This window comes from Rhodococcus yananensis (assembly GCF_020515525.1).
Taxonomy (GTDB): Bacteria; Actinomycetota; Actinomycetes; order Mycobacteriales; family Mycobacteriaceae; genus Rhodococcus; species Rhodococcus yananensis.
In genome coordinates, this window is sequence record NZ_JAIYEP010000050.1 from 1 (window position 1) to 16249 (window position 16249).

12 protein-coding genes are annotated in these 16249 nt (G+C 67.7%); 5 read left to right on the plus strand and 7 right to left on the minus strand.

All coding sequences use genetic code 11. The features are described from left to right. Window positions 1–50 precede the first annotated feature (50 nt). The gene (locus tag LDQ05_RS13065) at window positions 51–701 is read right to left on the minus strand and encodes a hotdog domain-containing protein (protein WP_226437393.1); all 651 of its coding nucleotides are present in this window, start codon (window positions 699–701) and stop codon (window positions 51–53) included. A gap of 120 nt (window positions 702–821) precedes the next feature. Further along, window positions 822–1175 (minus strand): PLD nuclease N-terminal domain-containing protein, encoded by a 354-nt coding sequence (locus LDQ05_RS13070; protein WP_226437394.1) that lies wholly within the window; start codon window positions 1173–1175, stop codon window positions 822–824. 208 nt (window positions 1176–1383) lie between these two features. Between LDQ05_RS13070 and LDQ05_RS13075 the strand changes: the two genes are divergently transcribed. Together LDQ05_RS13075 and LDQ05_RS13080 are read left to right on the plus strand one after the other, a co-directional pair. Continuing rightward, the gene (locus LDQ05_RS13075; protein WP_226437395.1) at window positions 1384–2709 is read left to right on the plus strand and encodes a UDP-glucose dehydrogenase family protein; all 1326 of its coding nucleotides are present in this window, start codon (window positions 1384–1386) and stop codon (window positions 2707–2709) included. A 205-nt stretch (window positions 2710–2914) separates the two neighbouring features. Next, window positions 2915–4333 (plus strand): DUF7159 family protein, encoded by a 1419-nt coding sequence (locus LDQ05_RS13080; protein WP_226437396.1) that lies wholly within the window; start codon window positions 2915–2917, stop codon window positions 4331–4333. A 21-nt stretch (window positions 4334–4354) separates the two neighbouring features. Here LDQ05_RS13080 and LDQ05_RS13085 read toward each other — a convergent pair whose 3' ends face one another. Both LDQ05_RS13085 and LDQ05_RS13090 read right to left on the minus strand, forming a co-directional pair. Continuing rightward, window positions 4355–5620: a YibE/F family protein gene (locus LDQ05_RS13085; RefSeq protein ID WP_226437397.1), complete on the minus strand. Its 1266-nt coding sequence runs from the start codon at window positions 5618–5620 to the stop codon at window positions 4355–4357. Between the two features lie 359 nt (window positions 5621–5979). Beyond that, window positions 5980–7245 (minus strand): pyridoxal phosphate-dependent aminotransferase, encoded by a 1266-nt coding sequence (locus LDQ05_RS13090; protein WP_226437398.1) that lies wholly within the window; start codon window positions 7243–7245, stop codon window positions 5980–5982. 163 nt (window positions 7246–7408) lie between these two features. Between LDQ05_RS13090 and LDQ05_RS13095 the strand changes: the two genes are divergently transcribed. Then, window positions 7409–7612 carry a cold-shock protein gene (locus LDQ05_RS13095; protein ID WP_016695928.1) on the plus strand — a complete coding sequence of 68 codons (204 nt, stop codon included), beginning with the start codon at window positions 7409–7411 and terminating at the stop codon, window positions 7610–7612. Window positions 7613–7868: 256 nt separating this feature from the next. Then, the gene (locus tag LDQ05_RS13100) at window positions 7869–9047 is read left to right on the plus strand and encodes an alkane 1-monooxygenase (protein WP_226437399.1); all 1179 of its coding nucleotides are present in this window, start codon (window positions 7869–7871) and stop codon (window positions 9045–9047) included. A 29-nt stretch (window positions 9048–9076) separates the two neighbouring features. On the opposite strand, the gene LDQ05_RS13105 is transcribed toward LDQ05_RS13100, so the two are convergent. Both LDQ05_RS13105 and LDQ05_RS13110 read right to left on the minus strand, forming a co-directional pair. Continuing rightward, entirely contained in the window at window positions 9077–10102 is a 1026-nt protein-coding gene (locus LDQ05_RS13105; RefSeq protein WP_226437400.1) for a type IV toxin-antitoxin system AbiEi family antitoxin domain-containing protein, read from the minus strand. Between the two features lie 218 nt (window positions 10103–10320). Continuing rightward, complete coding sequence (locus tag LDQ05_RS13110; protein WP_226437401.1) at window positions 10321–13362, minus strand: (Fe-S)-binding protein; 3042 nt, start codon at window positions 13360–13362, stop codon at window positions 10321–10323. 412 nt (window positions 13363–13774) lie between these two features. On the opposite strand from LDQ05_RS13110, the gene LDQ05_RS13115 reads away from it, so the two are divergent. Then, entirely contained in the window at window positions 13775–14449 is a 675-nt protein-coding gene (locus LDQ05_RS13115; protein ID WP_226437402.1) for a DUF8020 domain-containing protein, read from the plus strand. A gap of 347 nt (window positions 14450–14796) precedes the next feature. On the opposite strand, the gene LDQ05_RS13120 is transcribed toward LDQ05_RS13115, so the two are convergent. Then, window positions 14797–16095 carry a S1 family peptidase gene (locus LDQ05_RS13120; protein WP_226437403.1) on the minus strand — a complete coding sequence of 433 codons (1299 nt, stop codon included), beginning with the start codon at window positions 16093–16095 and terminating at the stop codon, window positions 14797–14799. Window positions 16096–16249 lie beyond the last annotated feature (154 nt).

Sequence of the window (16249 nt, forward strand, 5' to 3'; positions counted from 1 at the left end):
GGTGGCTCCAGCTACCAGAAACGCGCACGGGTGGGGCAGGTGATCTCGGGTCAGCCGACCGGTGGTGGCGTCGACGGGTAGCCCGCGATGAACAGTCCTTCGGCCGACACGCACACCCGGCCGTCCGCGGTGCGGATGTCTCCGACGGTGCGGATCTTGCGGCCGTCGGTGGACAGATGCCGAGCCCGAACGGTCAACGGCTCGAACAACGGTGTCGTGCGGTGGTAGCGCACGGTCAGTTCGGCGGTCATCCCGGACCGTCCCGCGAAGTCGTTCGCGTTACCGAGCGCGTGATCGAGGATCAGTGCGCTGATCCCGCCGTGCACCATCGCCGGTGGGCCCTGGTACTGCAGATCGAGCGTGACGTCGGCGCCGACCGAACCGTCCCCGCGGCCGCGGAAGGCGACAGGCGGGGCGACAGGGTTCTCCGCTCCGGTCACGGGGCCGGTACGGGTGGGTCGCGTCGCCCAGATCTCGGCCAGCCTGGTGTCGACGTCGGGAGCGTGCTCGTCGAGCAGATCGGCGATCTCGCGGAGCGTGTCGCGGATGCGTTCGAGGTGCGGATTGTCGCGGGACGTGCGCACCACCCCGGCGACGACCCGCCGGGCCGCCTCGGTGACCTCCTCGATCACGTGGCCGGTGTCCGGGGATCCGAGTGGCACACCGTCCTCGGGGGTACCCACCGGCGTGGAGGTTGTCATCCGTTCCCTTCCCGATCCGACGACGCGATCGTGCCGCTGCGTCGCGCAGCGGGCACGGGGCCGACGATAGGGTGCCGTCGAGGTGCGGGGAGCGGATGCTTCCGCTGATCGGGACGGGGTTCAGGACCCTTCGGCGTCCCGCCGTCGCTGCTGCTCGCGTGCGATACGCCGCTGCTCCTCCGCGCGTGCGCGGCAGCGTCGCAGGAATTCCTCGTCGTCCTCGGCGTACTGCGCGACATGACGGTTCGGTCGGTCGTGTTCGGGGTAGGCCGACGTGGACCGTGCCGTCCCCGGCAGGCTGCCCGGCGGGCGTCCGATCACCAACCACAGCACGGATCCGACGAGCGGGATCAGCAGGACGATCATCACCCACATCATCTTGGGGAGATGACGGATCCGGTGTTCGTCGGCGCAGATCACGTCGACCAGACAGATCACCCACAGCACCATCGTGATCAACCCGAGGTATGGCACGGTGATTCCCTCCCGATTCGTCTCGACCGTCCGATACTGCCATCTGTGCGCACCATGTCCAGCAGGAACGACGGATCGGGCGTCCGCGGTGCCGCGGAACGACGACGGTGGGCGCGGGTCCTCGCCCACGCCGCGTGTACACCCGATGTTCGCGAGGACGTCCCGTGACGGAGGGCGACCGCTCACCGCACGCCGATAGAAACGGGGCATGCGCTGTGCGGTGTTCGGAACGGGATACCTCGGAGTCACCCATGCCGCGTGCATGGCCGAACTGGGGCACGAGGTGATCGGCGTCGACATCGACGCCGGCAAGGTCGCGAAACTCGAGGCGGGGGAGGTGCCGTTCTACGAACCGGGACTGGCGGAGTTGGTGCGCCGCAACATCGATGCGGGCCGGTTGTCGTTCGGCACCTCCTATGATGCTGCGGCAGCGTTCGCCGACGTGCACTTCATCGCGGTCGGCACCCCGCAGAAGCACGGGGAGTACGCCGCGGACCTGAGGTATGTGCACGCCGTCGTGGAGGAACTGGCCCCGCGACTGGATCGGCCCGCCCTCGTCGTCGGCAAGTCGACGGTGCCGGTCGGCACCGCTGCGGGGCTCGTCGAGCGCGTCCGCGTCCTCGCCCCGGCCGGTCGGGACGTGGAGGTGGTGTGGAATCCGGAGTTCCTCCGTGAGGGGCTCGCGGTCCGGGACACACTGTCGCCGGATCGGCTCGTCGTCGGCGTGGAGAACCGGGACGGTGGACGGGGCGGCGACACGATGCGGGAGTTCTACACCGACCTGATCTCGGACGGGGTCCCGTTCGTCGTCACCGATCTCGCGACCGCGGAGCTCGCGAAGTCCGCCGCCAACGCGTTCCTGGCGACCAAGATCTCGTTCATCAATGCGATCTCGGAGGTCTGCGAGGTGGCCGACGCCGATGCGGTGGCGCTCGCCGACATCCTCGGTCACGACACCCGCATCGGCCGCCGCTACCTCGACGGCGGACTCGGATTCGGTGGTGGTTGTCTGCCGAAGGACATCCGCGCGTTGATGGCCCGGGCCGGGGAACTGGGCGCGAATCAGGTCGTGCATCTGCTGCGGGAGGTCGACAGCATCAACATGCGCCGCCGCACCCGCATGGTGGAACTGGCGCGCGCCGCCTGCGGCGGTTCGGTGCTCGGTGTGCGCATCGGGGTGCTCGGGGCGGCGTTCAAACCCGGCTCCGACGACGTCCGGGACTCCCCGGCGTTGAATGTGGCCGGGCAACTGCATCTCGAGGGTGCGACGGTGTCGGTGTTCGATCCGCAGGCCATGGACAACGCGAGGACCGTGTTCCCGACACTGCGGTACGCCACCGACCCCGTCGACGCGTGCCGGCGTGCCGCTGTCGTCCTGGTGCTGACCGAGTGGCCGGAGTTCCGGGAACTCGATCCGGTGTCGCTCGGCGACGCAGCTGGGGACCGGGTCGTCCTCGACGGCAGGAACTGCCTCGACAGGTCGGTGTGGGAGGACGCCCACTGGCGTTACGTCAGGCTCGGCACCGCCGCCTGAGCCACGCGCAGCCCCGACTGTCGGTGCCGTGGAGGTGGGATTTTCCCGCTCTCGTGTTGTGGCCGAGCACCGGCATCGGGAGCCGCGCTTCGCCCGATGAGCATGCGGAATGACCCGGATCAGACCGTTGGGTACTATACGGACCGTTGCGTAGGGCGCCGGGGGACTCGACATGCCGGCGCGAAAACGATCGTTAAGGCGGCTGATGAGTTCGGTTCTCGGGGTGACCGCGGGGGAGAGCGCCGTCCGGATCGTGCGTCCCATCGACAGGGCGGCGCCGTCGGCGGGATTCCAGTTCCAGGTGGTCGATACGGACGGCGATGATCCCGCGCGGTTGGCGGCGAGCACTCTGGGGGTGCTGTTCCAGACCGGTGTCGCCGGCGATCCGATCGACCGCGTCGGCATCGTCTACCGCGATCAGGCGCAGGCCGACCGGATCCGTGCGGCGATGGCCGTCGAGGATCTGCCCGCCTACGTGCTGGTGTCCGAACCGGAAGCGGCGCTGACATACCTGCAGGCCACCGGCGAGTTGGGCAGCGACACGGCGGTGTTCTACGACCTCGGCGACACCGGACTGACCGTCACGGTCGTCGATCTCGCGGCCCGTGAGGTCCTCGCCGAGCGCACCGACCTCATCGCCGGCCGCGTGTTCGACAAGGTCATCCGCGACCATCAGCTCGACACCAACGGTGTGTGGCGCCCCGACGATCCCGCCACCGACAACGAGTTGTCGGCGCAGTGCCGCGAGGCCAAGGAGCAGCTCTCGAACTCCGAGACCGTTGCCGTGCCCGGGGCCGCCGGTGTGGTTCTCATGTCCCGCGACACGTTCGACCCGCTGATCTCGCAGTGCGTCGAATCGTCGGCGCAGTTCGTCCACCAGGTCATCGCTCGGTCCGGCCGCAACCCGGAAGCGGTGGTGCTCCTCGGTGGTGGCGCGCACATCCCGCTCGTGCAGGAGGTGCTGAGGTCGTGGCTGGCGCTGCCGCTGGTGGTGCCGCACGAACCCGAACTCGTCCTCGCGAAGGGTGGTGCGCTCGTCGCGTCGCGCACCCCCGCGTCGGAGCCGAAGGCCAGTGCGCTGACGAAGATCGTCGCCCCGGCAGGTTCGGGTGAGGACACCGAGCGGATTCCCGTGGTCACCGCCGCGATCCCGGGCACGGAGCCGCGTGCGTCCGAGCCGCGGAAACCGAGACAGCGGCCGAAGACGTGGTTGGCGTCGCTCACCCGCAGTGAACCGGCGGTGAGCGGACGGCAGATCTCCGGTGCCGGGCTGGCCGGGACGGCGCTGGCCGTCGTCGCGGTGATCGGGGTGGCGCTCGGCGCCGGCAACAGCCTGTTCTCGGGACAGTCCGGGGACGACGAGCAGAGCCCCAGCCAGACGTTCGTCAGACCCACCACGACGACGAAACCCGAACCGCAGCCCGCGGTCGCTCCGGTCACCGTGGCTCCCACGACCACCGAGGAGCCTCCGGCCGAATCGACCTATGTTCCGCGTCCGGTTCCGCCGGCTCCGGAGCCGCCCCCCGAGCCGCCGCAGCTCATTCCGGGTCTGAACATTCCGGTTCCCCAGCTGCCCACGCTCGAGTTGCCGCCGCTGCCGCAGTTGCAGCTTCCCGGCCCCTGACGGACGGGACCGGCGACCTGCTCAGCGGGCGTGTCGCCCGGATCCTCGGGTCTGTGCGGCAGCCGGAGCGTCGGCACGCGCGAGGAGCGCGGCGATCGCGGTGGTGAGCGGGACCGACAGTGCCAGAGCAACACCACCGACGCAGGCGCGGACCACTTCGATGGCGACCGCGTCCGCGGTGATCACGTCCGTCACGGACCGTCCGGCCACCGAGAACAACAGCAGCAGTGGCAAGGCCCCACCGGCGTAGGCGAGGACGAGGGTGTAGACGGTGCTCGCGATGTGGTCGCGGCCCACCCGCATCGCGGACGAGAACACGGCGCGCCGTGACGCGTCCGGGTCGAGCGCGGCGAGTTCGAACGCCGACGACGCCTGCGTGATCGTCACGTCGTTGAGGACGCCGAGCGAGCCGATGATGAATCCGGCGAGCAGCAGCCCGGTGATCGACACGTTCCCGATGTAGAGCTGCACGTCGGTGTTCTGTTCTTCCGACAGCCCGGTCAGGTGGGTCATCTCGATGGCGACGTACGACAGGGCTGCCGCGACGGCCATGGACGCGAGTGTGCCGAGCAGCGCGGAACTCGTCCGCAGGTTGAGGCCGTGGGCGAGATACAGCACCGCGTACAGGATCAGGGAGCCCCCCACCAGCGCGACCGGCACGGCGGGTCGGCCGTCGAGCAACGCCGGCAGCATGAACACCACGAGGACGCCGAAGGCGACGCCGAGCCCGACGAGGGCGCGGAATCCGCGCCACCGGGCCACCGCGACGATCACGACGGCGAACACCGCGACGATCACGGTCAGGGGGAGTCCCCGAGCGAAGTCGTAGAACGAGTACTGGGTGGTGCCCGACGGGTCGGTCTGGCGGACGAGTCGGATGTCGTCGCCGGCCTGCAGTTCGGGTTGCCCGGGGCCCGGGATCACCTCCAGGAGGGTGCGGGTGCCGGCGTTGGGCCCGGATTCGATGTCGACGATGCTGCGTTCGCACTCGAACGCGGCGTTCGCCGGGGGTGTGGGGTCGCCGGTGAAGACACGCCCCGACGACGGGCTGCCACACGCCCCGACGTCCTGTTCGACGACGGTGCCCGCTTCGGTGACGACGGCGTCGCCGCCGCTGGTCTGGAACGGGGTGGGGATGTCGACGGCACGGTTGCTCGGCCAGAGCAGCGCGGTGCCGACGAGCACGGCGATACCGATGGCCACGAGCAGGCCGACGACGATCCTGGCGGCGAGCGGGCCGATCGGTGCGGGGCCTTCGAAGTGTCCGTGTCCGTGTCCGTGACTCACCGCAACAGGCTAGCGACACCGGGAGAAAGAAGTGGGCTGGTGGTGGCGGGGAGCAGGGGGGTGTCCCCGCCACCTTCACCTGACCTCGCACAGGGGGGGATGGCGTTGGTCAGGGAGCCCGGCACTCGAAGTGCCGTAACCCAACGTACTTTGCTTTTCATCGATCCGGAAAGGAGGGGAGGGTGTGTGTCTGGTCACCCTCGGACAAATCGCTCGCCCCGGTACGGATGTCACCCCCTCTCACCTGCGGATACCACCCCGGGAGGAGGCATTGTCTCTCTTTGGCAACGATTGGGAGTTCGGTTGCGGAGCAGGGTGATCTGTGAGGGGCCGGTCGGGGGTGTGTGACGCGCCGAGGGTCACTGCTTGTAGCTGGACAGGAAGTTGCCGAACCGCTCGATGGCGACGGCGAGATCCCGCGCCCACGGCAACGTCACGATGCGCAGATGGTCGTGATCCGGCCAGTTGAAGCCGGTGCCCTGCACCATGAGGATCTTCTCCTGCAGCAGCAGGTCCTGCACCAGCTTCTCGTCGTCGTGGATCTCGTACACCTCGGGATCGAGCCTCGGGAACGCATACAGCGCGCCACGCGGTTTCACACAGCTCACCCCCGGAATCGCGTTGAGGCGTTCCCAGGCGACATCGCGCTGCTCGAGCAGCCGTCCGCCCGGCAGGATGAGATCCTCGATGCTCTGATAGCCGCCGAGCGCCACCTGAATCGCGTGCTGGGCGGGAACGTTCGGGCACAGTCGCGTGGAGGCGAGCAGATCGACGCCTTCGAGGAACCCGGCCGCGTGGTCCTTCGGGCCGGTGATGACCATCCAGCCGGCGCGGTACCCGGCGACGCGGTACGCCTTGGACAGGCCGTTGAACGTCAGACACAACAGATCCGGGGCGAGTGTCGCGAGCGACACGTGCTTCGCGTCGTCGTAGAGGATCTTGTCGTAGATCTCGTCGGCGAGCAGCAGCAGCTGGTGTTTGCGCGCGAGTGCCACCAGCTGGGTGAGCACCTCCGCCGAGTACACGGCGCCCGTCGGATTGTTCGGGTTGATGACGAGCAGCGCCTTGGTGCGGTCGGTGATCTTCGACTCGATGTCCGCGATGTCGGGGTTCCAGTCGTTGGACTCGTCGCACAGGTAGTGGACGGGCGTTCCCCCGGCCAGTGACGTCATCGCCGTCCACAGCGGATAGTCCGGTGCGGGGATCAGCACCTCGTCGCCGTCGTCGAGCAGCGCCTGCATCGTCATGGTGATGAGCTCGGACACGCCGTTGCCGAGGTACACGTCGTTGATCCCGAACTTCGGGAAGCCGGGCACCAGTTCGTAGCGCGTCACGATCGCGCGCCGCGCCGACGCGATCCCGCGGGATTCCGAGTATCCCTGCGCGTGGGGGAGCGCCGCGATCATGTCCTGCACGATCGTCTCGGGCGCTTCGAAACCGAACGGGGCGGGATTGCCGATGTTGAGTTTGAGGATGCGGTGACCTTCGGCCTCCAGGCGCGCGGCGTGCGCGTGCACGGGTCCGCGGATCTCGTACAGCACGTTCTGCAGCTTCGAGGACTGCTCGAGCTTGCGGGTGATCTGGTGGTGAAGGTGGCCTTGCTCCTCGATGTTCACGGCGTCCATGGTGCCACTGAACCGCAACCCGATTTCACCCGGATTTTCGCGACACGCGCATCGGAATCGAAATCAACCACGACGAATGTCCGGATCAGTGCGATGATTGGGGTTCATAACGAAGAGGCCGCATTGTCGGGGCGACCGTGCGGGACGATGAGGAGCACGTGGTATGGCGCAGGGAACTGTCAAATGGTTCAACGCGGAGAAGGGGTTCGGTTTCATCGAACAGGACGGCGGCGGAGCCGACGTCTTCGTCCACTACTCCGAGATCCAGGGTTCGGGTTTCAAGACCCTGGACGAGGGGGCTCGCGTGGAGTTCGAGATCGGACAGGGCCAGAAGGGACCGCAGGCGCAGGGCGTGCGCACCATCTGATCTGCACGACGATCACGCGCGCGGCGTCGCACCCACCGAGGGTGCGGCGCCGTCGTCGTCTCGCCACAACGATCCCCGCCGGAATGTGTCGCGGAACACCGAGGGCAGCCCCTCCCAGGTCACAGCTACCGTTCGGTAGTATTCGAGTTCGGCTTCGGGGGTCATCGAATTTCTTTCCGGGGCGACCGGTGCCTGCACGCGGACGAACGCGACGAGCAACGACCCGGTACGGAAACCTCTGGAACGGGGAAGCAGGATGGTTGTGTTCGATATACGGGCCGGGGGGTCGAAGACGCGTGACACCGCGAGGTGGCGCGATCCGAAGCGCTACATGTGGATCTACGGGCTGGCCATTCCCGCCAGTCCGTTTCTCGCGTGGGTACTCGTCCACTACCTGCACCTCGGCGTCTTCTGGGCGGCCGGCGCGCTGATCATCGCGGTCGTCTGCCCACTCGTCGACCGCTTCGCGCGGCTCGACACGAGCAACCCGCCCGAAGCAGTGATGAAGCAGCTCGAGAACGACAAGTACTACCGGCGCTGCACCTACATGTACCTGCCGTTGCAGTACGCGGGCCTGTTCTTCGGATGCTGGATGTGGGTCTCGCAGCCGATGGGCTGGGCGGAGATGTTCGCCATGGCGTCGACGCTCGGCATCGTCGGTGGTGTCGGCATCAACGCCGCCCACGAACTCGGCCACAAACGGACGAAGCACGAACGCCTCCTCGCGAAGATCGCTCTCGCGCAATCCTGCTACGGGCACTTCTACGTCGAACACAATCTCGGTCACCACATCCGGGTGGCGACACCGGAGGATCCCGCGACCGCCCGATTCGGTGAGGGTTATTGGCGGTTCCTGCCCCGATCCGTCTTCGGGGGGCTCGTGTCGGCGTGGCGGTACGAGTCGGCCCGCCTGCGCCGCCGTCGGGTCTCGGTGTGGAACGTGCGCCGCAACAACATTCTGAACGCCTGGCTGATGAGCGTGGTGCTGTATGTGGTGCTCATCGCAGTGTTCGGGTGGGGCATCGCGCCGTGGCTGGCCGTGCAGGCCGTCATGGCGGTGATGTTCCTCGAAGGCGTCAACTATCTCGAGCACTACGGACTCCTGCGTCGCCGCCGCGCCGACGGCAAGTACGAGAAGGTGGCGGCCGAGCACAGCTGGAACAGCGACCACGTGTGTTCCAACGCGTTCCTGTACAACCTGCAGCGGCACAGCGACCACCACGCCAACCCGCTGCGTCGTTACCAGACGCTGCGGTCGATGGACGGGGCTCCGCAGCTACCCGCCGGGTACGCGGTGCTGGTGATCCTGTCGTTGTTCCCACCGCTGTGGCGGAAGGTGATGGACAAGCGTCTGCTCGACCACTACGACCACGACCTGTCGCGGATCAACGTCGACCCGCTGGCCCGTCGACGGGTGGTCGCGAAGTACTCCTGAGCATCGGGTTCACAACACCTGTGCAAGGCTCACAGCGCGAGTGGTTGCTGCCGGTGCTGTGAGCCTCGTACCGGGTCTGTGAGCTTCCCCGTGGTGAAACGTCCGACGGGGCCGGGGCCCCGGGCGGCGAGCTCGAATCCGCCCCGGAGACGCGCCGCCAGCACGCCCGGCGTGGACAGATCCGACCACGTCCAGCGCACGACGACCCAGCCCGCGTGGCGCAGACCGTCTTCACGCAGCTTCTCCCTGTAGACGACGTTCTCGGCGTCGTCGGTGGCGACGCCGTCCCGTCGGTACTTGATCCGCCCGTCGAACTCCCCGACCACACCGTGTTCGGGGAACAGGAAATCGACGCGCGCGAGCCACCGACCCTCCTCGTCGAACACGTCGACCTGGGTCAACGGCACGGGGAGTTGCTCGCCGACCATCCGTGCGCGGCTCAGGGACTCACCGACGCTGTCGCTGCGCTCGCACATGAAGCGCACGGCGCGGGCCGCGCGTGCACGTCCCGGATGCGACCCCATGTCGTCGACGGCACGCCGCACTTCGTCGAGGTCGACGAGTCCGTTCCGCAACGCCTGGTCGCCGACGACGACGGCCCTGTCGAACGGGACCGTCGCGGCGAGATCGGTGACGGTCTTCGCGGGTGACAACACTCGGGTGCCGCCGACATCGGCGACATCCACCTCGCGGAAACTGGCGGAATGGAGGACGCGTCCGTCGCGGCGCCGACCGCCGGTGGGGCGGTTGCGCGCGATGTGCACGTCGTCGAGCGGGATGTTCCACGGTCGCAGACCGTGCAGCACCGCCGCCGAGACGTGACTGAGAACCGCGTCCGGAGAGGCGGTCGCGAGCACCGCGCGGGCACGCAGTTCGTGCCGTCGGTACTCGTCGGCGGCGTCGTACGCCTCGCAGGGCACGTACACCCCGGACGCCAGGCGGATCCATCGCCGGGTGGCGACCAGTCGTCGGATCTCGGCGTCGGTCACGCCGCGCTCGTGTGCGTCGCGTCGGTGGATCAATGCGTCGGCCCCCATGACTACAGCGTCGGTCATCGATGGCGACGTACCACCGCCGGCGGGGCCGGTCGGCTGCTGCCTGTGGATGAACACGGGGGTTGTGGACAACTTGGGGTTCACACCCCTGCTGCGAGGTTCACAACTCCACCAGCAGCAGTACGACCTGTGAGCCTCGCATCCGTGCTGTGAGCCCGGTGAGACCCCGCAGGGCCGGTGAATGATCACCGGCCCTGCGAGATGATTGCCCTGCTTGCCTACCTGCGGCCCGGCGCCTTCGTGCCGGACTTGAACCCGAGTGCACCGGGCTTGGCCTTCGGAGCCTCCGGTTCCGGTGCCGCTGCGGGTGCTGCGGGCTCGGGTTCCGGCGCGGACTCGGGTTCCGGTGCCGCGTCGGGAGCCGATTCGGTCGTCGGCGCCGCCGGGGCGGCCGCCTTCTTCGGGCCGGGGCCCTTCAGCCCGCTCTTGAGCTGCAGTCCACCCGGCTTGGCCTTCGGGATCGCACTTTCCTTCGGTGCCTCGACGGGTGCCTCGGTGGCTTCCGCCGCGGCAGTCTCCGCCTCGGGTGCGGCGACCTCCGGTGCTGCAGCGGCGGGCTTCGGTGCCGCTGCCTTCTTCGGGCCGGGGCCCTTCAGCCCGCTCTTGAGCTGCAGTCCACCGGGCTTGGCCTTCGGGACCGCGGCCTCGGCGGGTGCCTCCGTGGTGGGAGCCTCGGCTGCGGGAGCAGCGGCCTTCTTGGCGCGGGGAGCCTTCGGTCCGCCCGGAGCCTTGAGGCCGCCCTTCATCTGGAGTCCGCCCGGCTTGGCCTTCGGAACTGCTGCCGGCGCTTCCGCGGTTTCGGCTGCGGGTGCCTCGGCGGCCGGCTTCTTGGCGCCGGGAGCCTTCGCACCCGGTCCCTTGAGGCCGCCCTTCATCTGCAGGCCACCGGCCTTCGGTGCACCGACCGTCTTCGGCGCAGCAGGTGCTGCGCCGGCCTTCGCGACCTCCTCGACGCGTGCTTCCTCGCTCTCCTCGGCAGCGACCTCGGCGGCGACCGGGGTCTTCGGCTCCTGGATCACCTTCAGGTTCTCCGTGAGCGTCGCCGGTTCGACCCGGGCGATCGAGTCGAGCATCAACTGCGCGACGTCGACGACCTCGACGCCCTCACCCTTGCCCTCTTCCTGGCGTGCCGTGACACCGTCGGTGAGCATGACGCGGCAGAACGGGCATCCCGTCGCGATCTTCGAGGGATTCGTGGTGAGCGCTTCGTCGACGCGGTCGACGTTGATGCGCTTACCGATGCGCTCCTCCATCCACATGCGGGCGCCACCGGCACCACAGCACATGGACCGCTCACCGTGACGGGGCATCTCGACGAGCTTCGCGCCCGACGCCTCCATCAGCTCACGCGGCGCGTTGTACACCTTGTTGTGGCGACCGAGGAAGCACGGGTCGTGGTACGTGACGTCCTGCCCGACCGGCGCCACCTGGATGAGCTTCTTCGCCCGCACGAGACGGTTGAGGAGCTGCGTGTGGTGGACGACCTCGTAGGTGCCGCCGACCTCCGGGTACTCGTTGTTCAGGGCGTTGAAGCAGTGCGCACACGTGACGACGATCTTGCGCTTGGACTGCTCGACACCCTCGAACACACCGTTGAGGACCTCGATGTTCTGCTGCGCCAACTGCTGGAACAGGAACTCGTTGCCCGCGCGGCGAGCGGAGTCACCGGTACAGGTCTCCTCGGCGCCGAGCACCATGAACTTGGTGCCTGCGGTCGCGAGGAGCTCGGCGACGGCCTTCGTCGTCTTCTTCGCGCGGTCCTCGTAGGCACCGGCACATCCGACCCAGAACAGGTACTCGTAGCCGTCGAAGCTCTCGGCGTCCTGACCGAACACCGGGATCTCGAAATCGAGCTCGTTGATCCAGTTGAGACGGTCCTTGGAGTTCTGGCCCCAGGGGTTGCCCTTGTTCTCGAGGTTCTTGAACAGACCGGCCAGCTCGGACGGGAAGTCCGACTCGATGAGCACCTGATAACGGCGCATATCGATGATGTGGTCGACGTGCTCGATGTCGACGGGGCACTGCTCGACGCATGCACCACAGTTGGTGCAGCTCCACAGGGTCTCCGTGTCGATCACCGGGGTGAGCTCGCCGGCTTCGACCATCTCGGCGGATTCGCCGACGAGTTTGCGGCCGGCCTCTGCGAGCGCGGGGGCCGGGATCTTCGCGAGCGCGGCCTCGTTCGGGTTGCCTTCGGCGTCGACGAGACCGACCTCGTCGCCACCGAGATCCTTGCGACCGCCGGCGAGCAGGTACGGCGCCTTCGCCTGACCGTGGTCGCGCAGCGACATGATGAGCAGTTTCGGCGACAGCGGCTTACCGGTGTTCCAGGCGGGGCACTGCGACTGGCAGCGACCGCACTCGGTGCACGTGGTGAAGTCCAGCCAGCCCTTCCAGGAGAAGTCCTCGATGCGGCCGGCGCCGAACGTGTCGTTGTCGGGGTCCGCGTCCTCCATGTCGACGGGCTTGCCCTTCGACATCATGGGCTTGACGGCGCCGAGGGCGACATCGCCGTCGTCTTCACGCTTGAAGTAGATGTTGAAGAAGGCGGCGAACCGGTGCCAGGCGACACCCCAGTTGATGTTGCGGCCGACGACGTAGAGCCACACCATGCCCGACATCAGCTTGATGAACGCGAAGATCGACACCATGACCGCGCTCGCGGGCAGCAGCTTCGCGAGGTTCATGGTGAAGAAGTCGGTGGACATGTGACCGCCGCCGTAGGTGGCGATCTTGCCGGCCTTCACGAAGATCATGCCGAGGCCCTCGATGAGGACGACGAGCTCGACGAAGTACGCGGCCTTGAAGTCCGAGCCGGTGAACCGTGACAGGCGGCCGGGCTGACGCGGGTGGTTGAGCTGGCGGATGATGATCAGCGTGACGATGCCGATCACGGTGCCGAGCCCGAGGATCTCGTCGATGAAATGGTAGACCGCGGTTCCGCCGATGAGCGGCCAGTGGAACTCGGGGTTGAAGGTCTGACCGTATGCCTCGAACCAGACGATGGCGCCGAGCAGGAAGCCCACCATCACGAGCCAGTGGGCCCAACCCACCGTCCGGAACTTGTTCATTCTCGTGTGGGCGATGAACTCGACGATCATCTGCTTGAACCGCGGGAAGAACGGGTGCCACCGGTCGGGTGCCGGCTGGCCTACCCGGATGGCGCTGAACATCTTCCAGGCGCCGCCGAGGAACGAGTACCAACACACGAGGCTGAGCAGCACGCCGATCGTGCCCAACGTGATCGTCAGGGCATTCATACGTGGCCTTTCGTGTCGGGGGCGGCCGTCGCCGCCTGGTATAAGCCCCTGGATCGTAGCGCACGCTAAGTTACTCGCTGGTAACCGTAGTCGGGTTACCCGTGGGTAACTTGGCGTTGCGCTGCTGAGGGCTGATGCGGCAGTCACCGTAGTGGCCCCTGCTGATGGGCTCGAGAGCCAGGCTGTCCTAACTTCCTTCTGCAACGATTCGATCACCGATCAGCGAATCCGGGCACGATCGAATTACTATCTGGCGTAACGCGGGTAACAAAATGACCGATAGGTCGGATATGATCTCGGGTTGACGTGACTTTCGGGCAGAGAACATCGTCGGGGGTTCGAAGGCTTCACGGAAGTGAACGAAAGCTGGGGGGCGCCTGCGGGCGTGCACCATGTCACAGAACGGAAATTCATGAAGCTCAGGAAGCTTGCTGCCGTGGCGACGATGACCATCGCCGCCATGGGGATCACCGCCGGAACGTCGTACGCGGCGCCGGAGGCACCCGCGACGCAGGACGAAATCAACTACGAGGCCAACATCGTCGACGACTCCGTCGTCACGGTCATCGACGCCGGCACGTTCCAGGTCTCGGGTGACGGCCAGAGCGTCGAACTGCAGGACGACGCGGGCAACACCGTCGTCAGCCTGCCGCTCGCGATCCAGCTCGGCGACCTTCAGCTCCCGTTCGAGCGGGAGATCAGCGAGGACGGCAAGACCCTCACGCTGACGCCGTCCACCGACCTCGAGCAGGCCACCCCGGTCGCACCCGAGGACAAGGTCACTCCGGGGCTCACGCCGGTCGCGCTCAAGGTGACCGACGTCGCCTCGCCCGACGAAAACCTCGCGGCACAGCAGAACTTCGCGTCGCAGCTCGGCATCGCGACCGCCGTCGGCGGATTGATCGGGACGATCATCGGAGCCGTCGTCGGCACCTTCGCGATGCCCGCGGTCGGCACCGTTGCCGGTGCGGGCATCGGTGGCGTGATCGGCACCATCGTTGTTGGTGGACCGACCCTCGTCATTGCAGGTGTGGGACTCATCCAGACGCTGCTCGCGCCTCCGGGAACCACCGTCTACGCCAAGTAGTCTTTCGACAGTCGAACGGCCCCGCCACCTCGAGGTGGCGGGGCCGTTCTGCTTGTCGCTGATCCCGCGGCAGCACACGCACCCCCGATGGGGAGCCGGCCGGGACTCCTCGAAACCCGCTGAGTGAACGGTACACTCGCTCGATTCAATCGAGTGGAGGGTACATTCGCTCAGTTGACGGGGAGGCCGACGGGGAGGCCGACGGGGAGGCCGACAGGGAGAAGTCGACGGGGGAGCCGACGCCGGTGGCGACAGGGGGAAGTCGACAGGGGGAAGTCGACAGGGGACGTGACAACAGTGCCCCGCCTTCCGGGTGGAAGGCGGGGCACTGCGAACTCGACGGACGCTTACCAGGTGCGGACCTCGAGGCCGGGGTTCGCTGCGAGGATCGAGCGGATCGGCGTCGCGAACAGTTCGGGAGTCTCGCCGAGGAGACCGCTGACCACACCGGCGATCTCGCACATCCCGTACTGGCCGACGTTCGATGCGCTCGAGATGCCGAGCGCGAGCGTGCCGGTGACCAGGGCTCCGCCGCTGTCGCCCTGCAGGGCGCACAGGTTGGTGGCGAAACCGTTCGTCAGCACACGCTGACCGATCTCCACGGTCTGACCGACGCCCGTCACCACACCGCAGCTGTATCCGGTACGCAGACCGGACTTGCACACGGGTGCACCGACGACGGGGTCGGCGATGCCGGTGATGGGCAGCGGGGCGGCGCCCGGAACGCGCACACCGTTGTTCTCGAAGCGGCCGCGGGCGTCGGCCGTGGGCCGGATGATCGCGTAGTCGTCACCGTCGAGGCTGGTCTCCGCGAAGTTCCCGATGTGCTGTCCGAGGTCCTCGCCGAGGAGTTGGTACACCTTCGACGCCCACTCGGTGCCCGCCTGCAGCCGGTTCGGGTCGCAGTGGCCGGCGGTGATGTTGACGGGGTTGCCCGAACCGTCCTCGCCGTTGAAGCCGAGCGAGCACCGCAGGCCGTTGCCCGCGCCGAGCGCGGCGTACGCGTCGCCGCCGTGGAGTGCGCCGGGAGCACCGATGCCCGCGACCGGCTCGAGGTCGGACGCCGGCTCGAGGGTCAGTTCGGCCGGGGCGAACAGCACCCGCACGCCCTCGAGGAAGTCGGGGAGGTCGAGTCCGGCGACGTCGTCGGTGCGGATCACGACGTCGCTGTTGACGATGTCGATGGCGACTCCGCGGACGAGGTCGGCGACGGCGGGAGGTTGGGTCTCGAGCCAGTCGTTGAGCTCGGAGAGTTCGTCTTCGAGGGCGGCTTCGCTGCTGTCGGCCTCCGCGACCGTGAATCCGGCGTCCTCGGCGTCGGCGCGGGCCTCGTCGAATCCGTTGCCCTCGGTGAGGCCGACGGTCGGGGTGCCTTCTGCGTCGAGCCACACGCCGGCGAAGACCTGCGCGAACTTCTCGCGGGCGGTCTCGGCGAACTCCGCGAGGGCCTGGCTCGTGTCGGCATCCCGGAGGAACCGTTCGGGCGAGATCTGCAGGTCGCGGTGCAGGGCTTCGACGAGTTCGGTCGGCAGGTCACCGGCCTGGACCGGGGCGGGGTCGGCCTGGGCGATCGATGCGGCGGGTCCGAGGAGCAACGCGGCTGCGGAGCCGACCACCAGTGCTCGACGGGCGAGGGAACGTCGCATGGAAACCTTTCTCGTAGTTGCTCCCGGCGTGATGCGGGAGTGGTGCCGGCTCCCGGCGGATCGGCTGCGGACGATCATATGGGGTGACGTGCGCTCGATGCCCTCCGACAGGCTGTTGCCCGTGTGTCGTGTGGTTCTCTTGTGACTCGTCGGA

Coding starts and splice junctions, on each gene's coding strand:
- LDQ05_RS13110 (WP_226437401.1), bottom strand. CDS start 13,362: ATGAATGCCCTGACGATCACGTTGGGCACGATCGGCGTGCTGCTCAGC.
- LDQ05_RS13115 (WP_226437402.1), top strand. CDS start 13,775: ATGAAGCTCAGGAAGCTTGCTGCCGTGGCGACGATGACCATCGCCGCC.
- LDQ05_RS13120 (WP_226437403.1), bottom strand. CDS start 16,095: ATGCGACGTTCCCTCGCCCGTCGAGCACTGGTGGTCGGCTCCGCAGCC.
- LDQ05_RS13100 (WP_226437399.1), top strand. CDS start 7,869: ATGGTTGTGTTCGATATACGGGCCGGGGGGTCGAAGACGCGTGACACC.
- LDQ05_RS13105 (WP_226437400.1), bottom strand. CDS start 10,102: ATGACCGACGCTGTAGTCATGGGGGCCGACGCATTGATCCACCGACGC.
- LDQ05_RS13095 (WP_016695928.1), top strand. CDS start 7,409: ATGGCGCAGGGAACTGTCAAATGGTTCAACGCGGAGAAGGGGTTCGGT.
- LDQ05_RS13090 (WP_226437398.1), bottom strand. CDS start 7,245: ATGGACGCCGTGAACATCGAGGAGCAAGGCCACCTTCACCACCAGATC.
- LDQ05_RS13080 (WP_226437396.1), top strand. CDS start 2,915: ATGAGTTCGGTTCTCGGGGTGACCGCGGGGGAGAGCGCCGTCCGGATC.
- LDQ05_RS13065 (WP_226437393.1), bottom strand. CDS start 701: ATGACAACCTCCACGCCGGTGGGTACCCCCGAGGACGGTGTGCCACTC.
- LDQ05_RS13075 (WP_226437395.1), top strand. CDS start 1,384: ATGCGCTGTGCGGTGTTCGGAACGGGATACCTCGGAGTCACCCATGCC.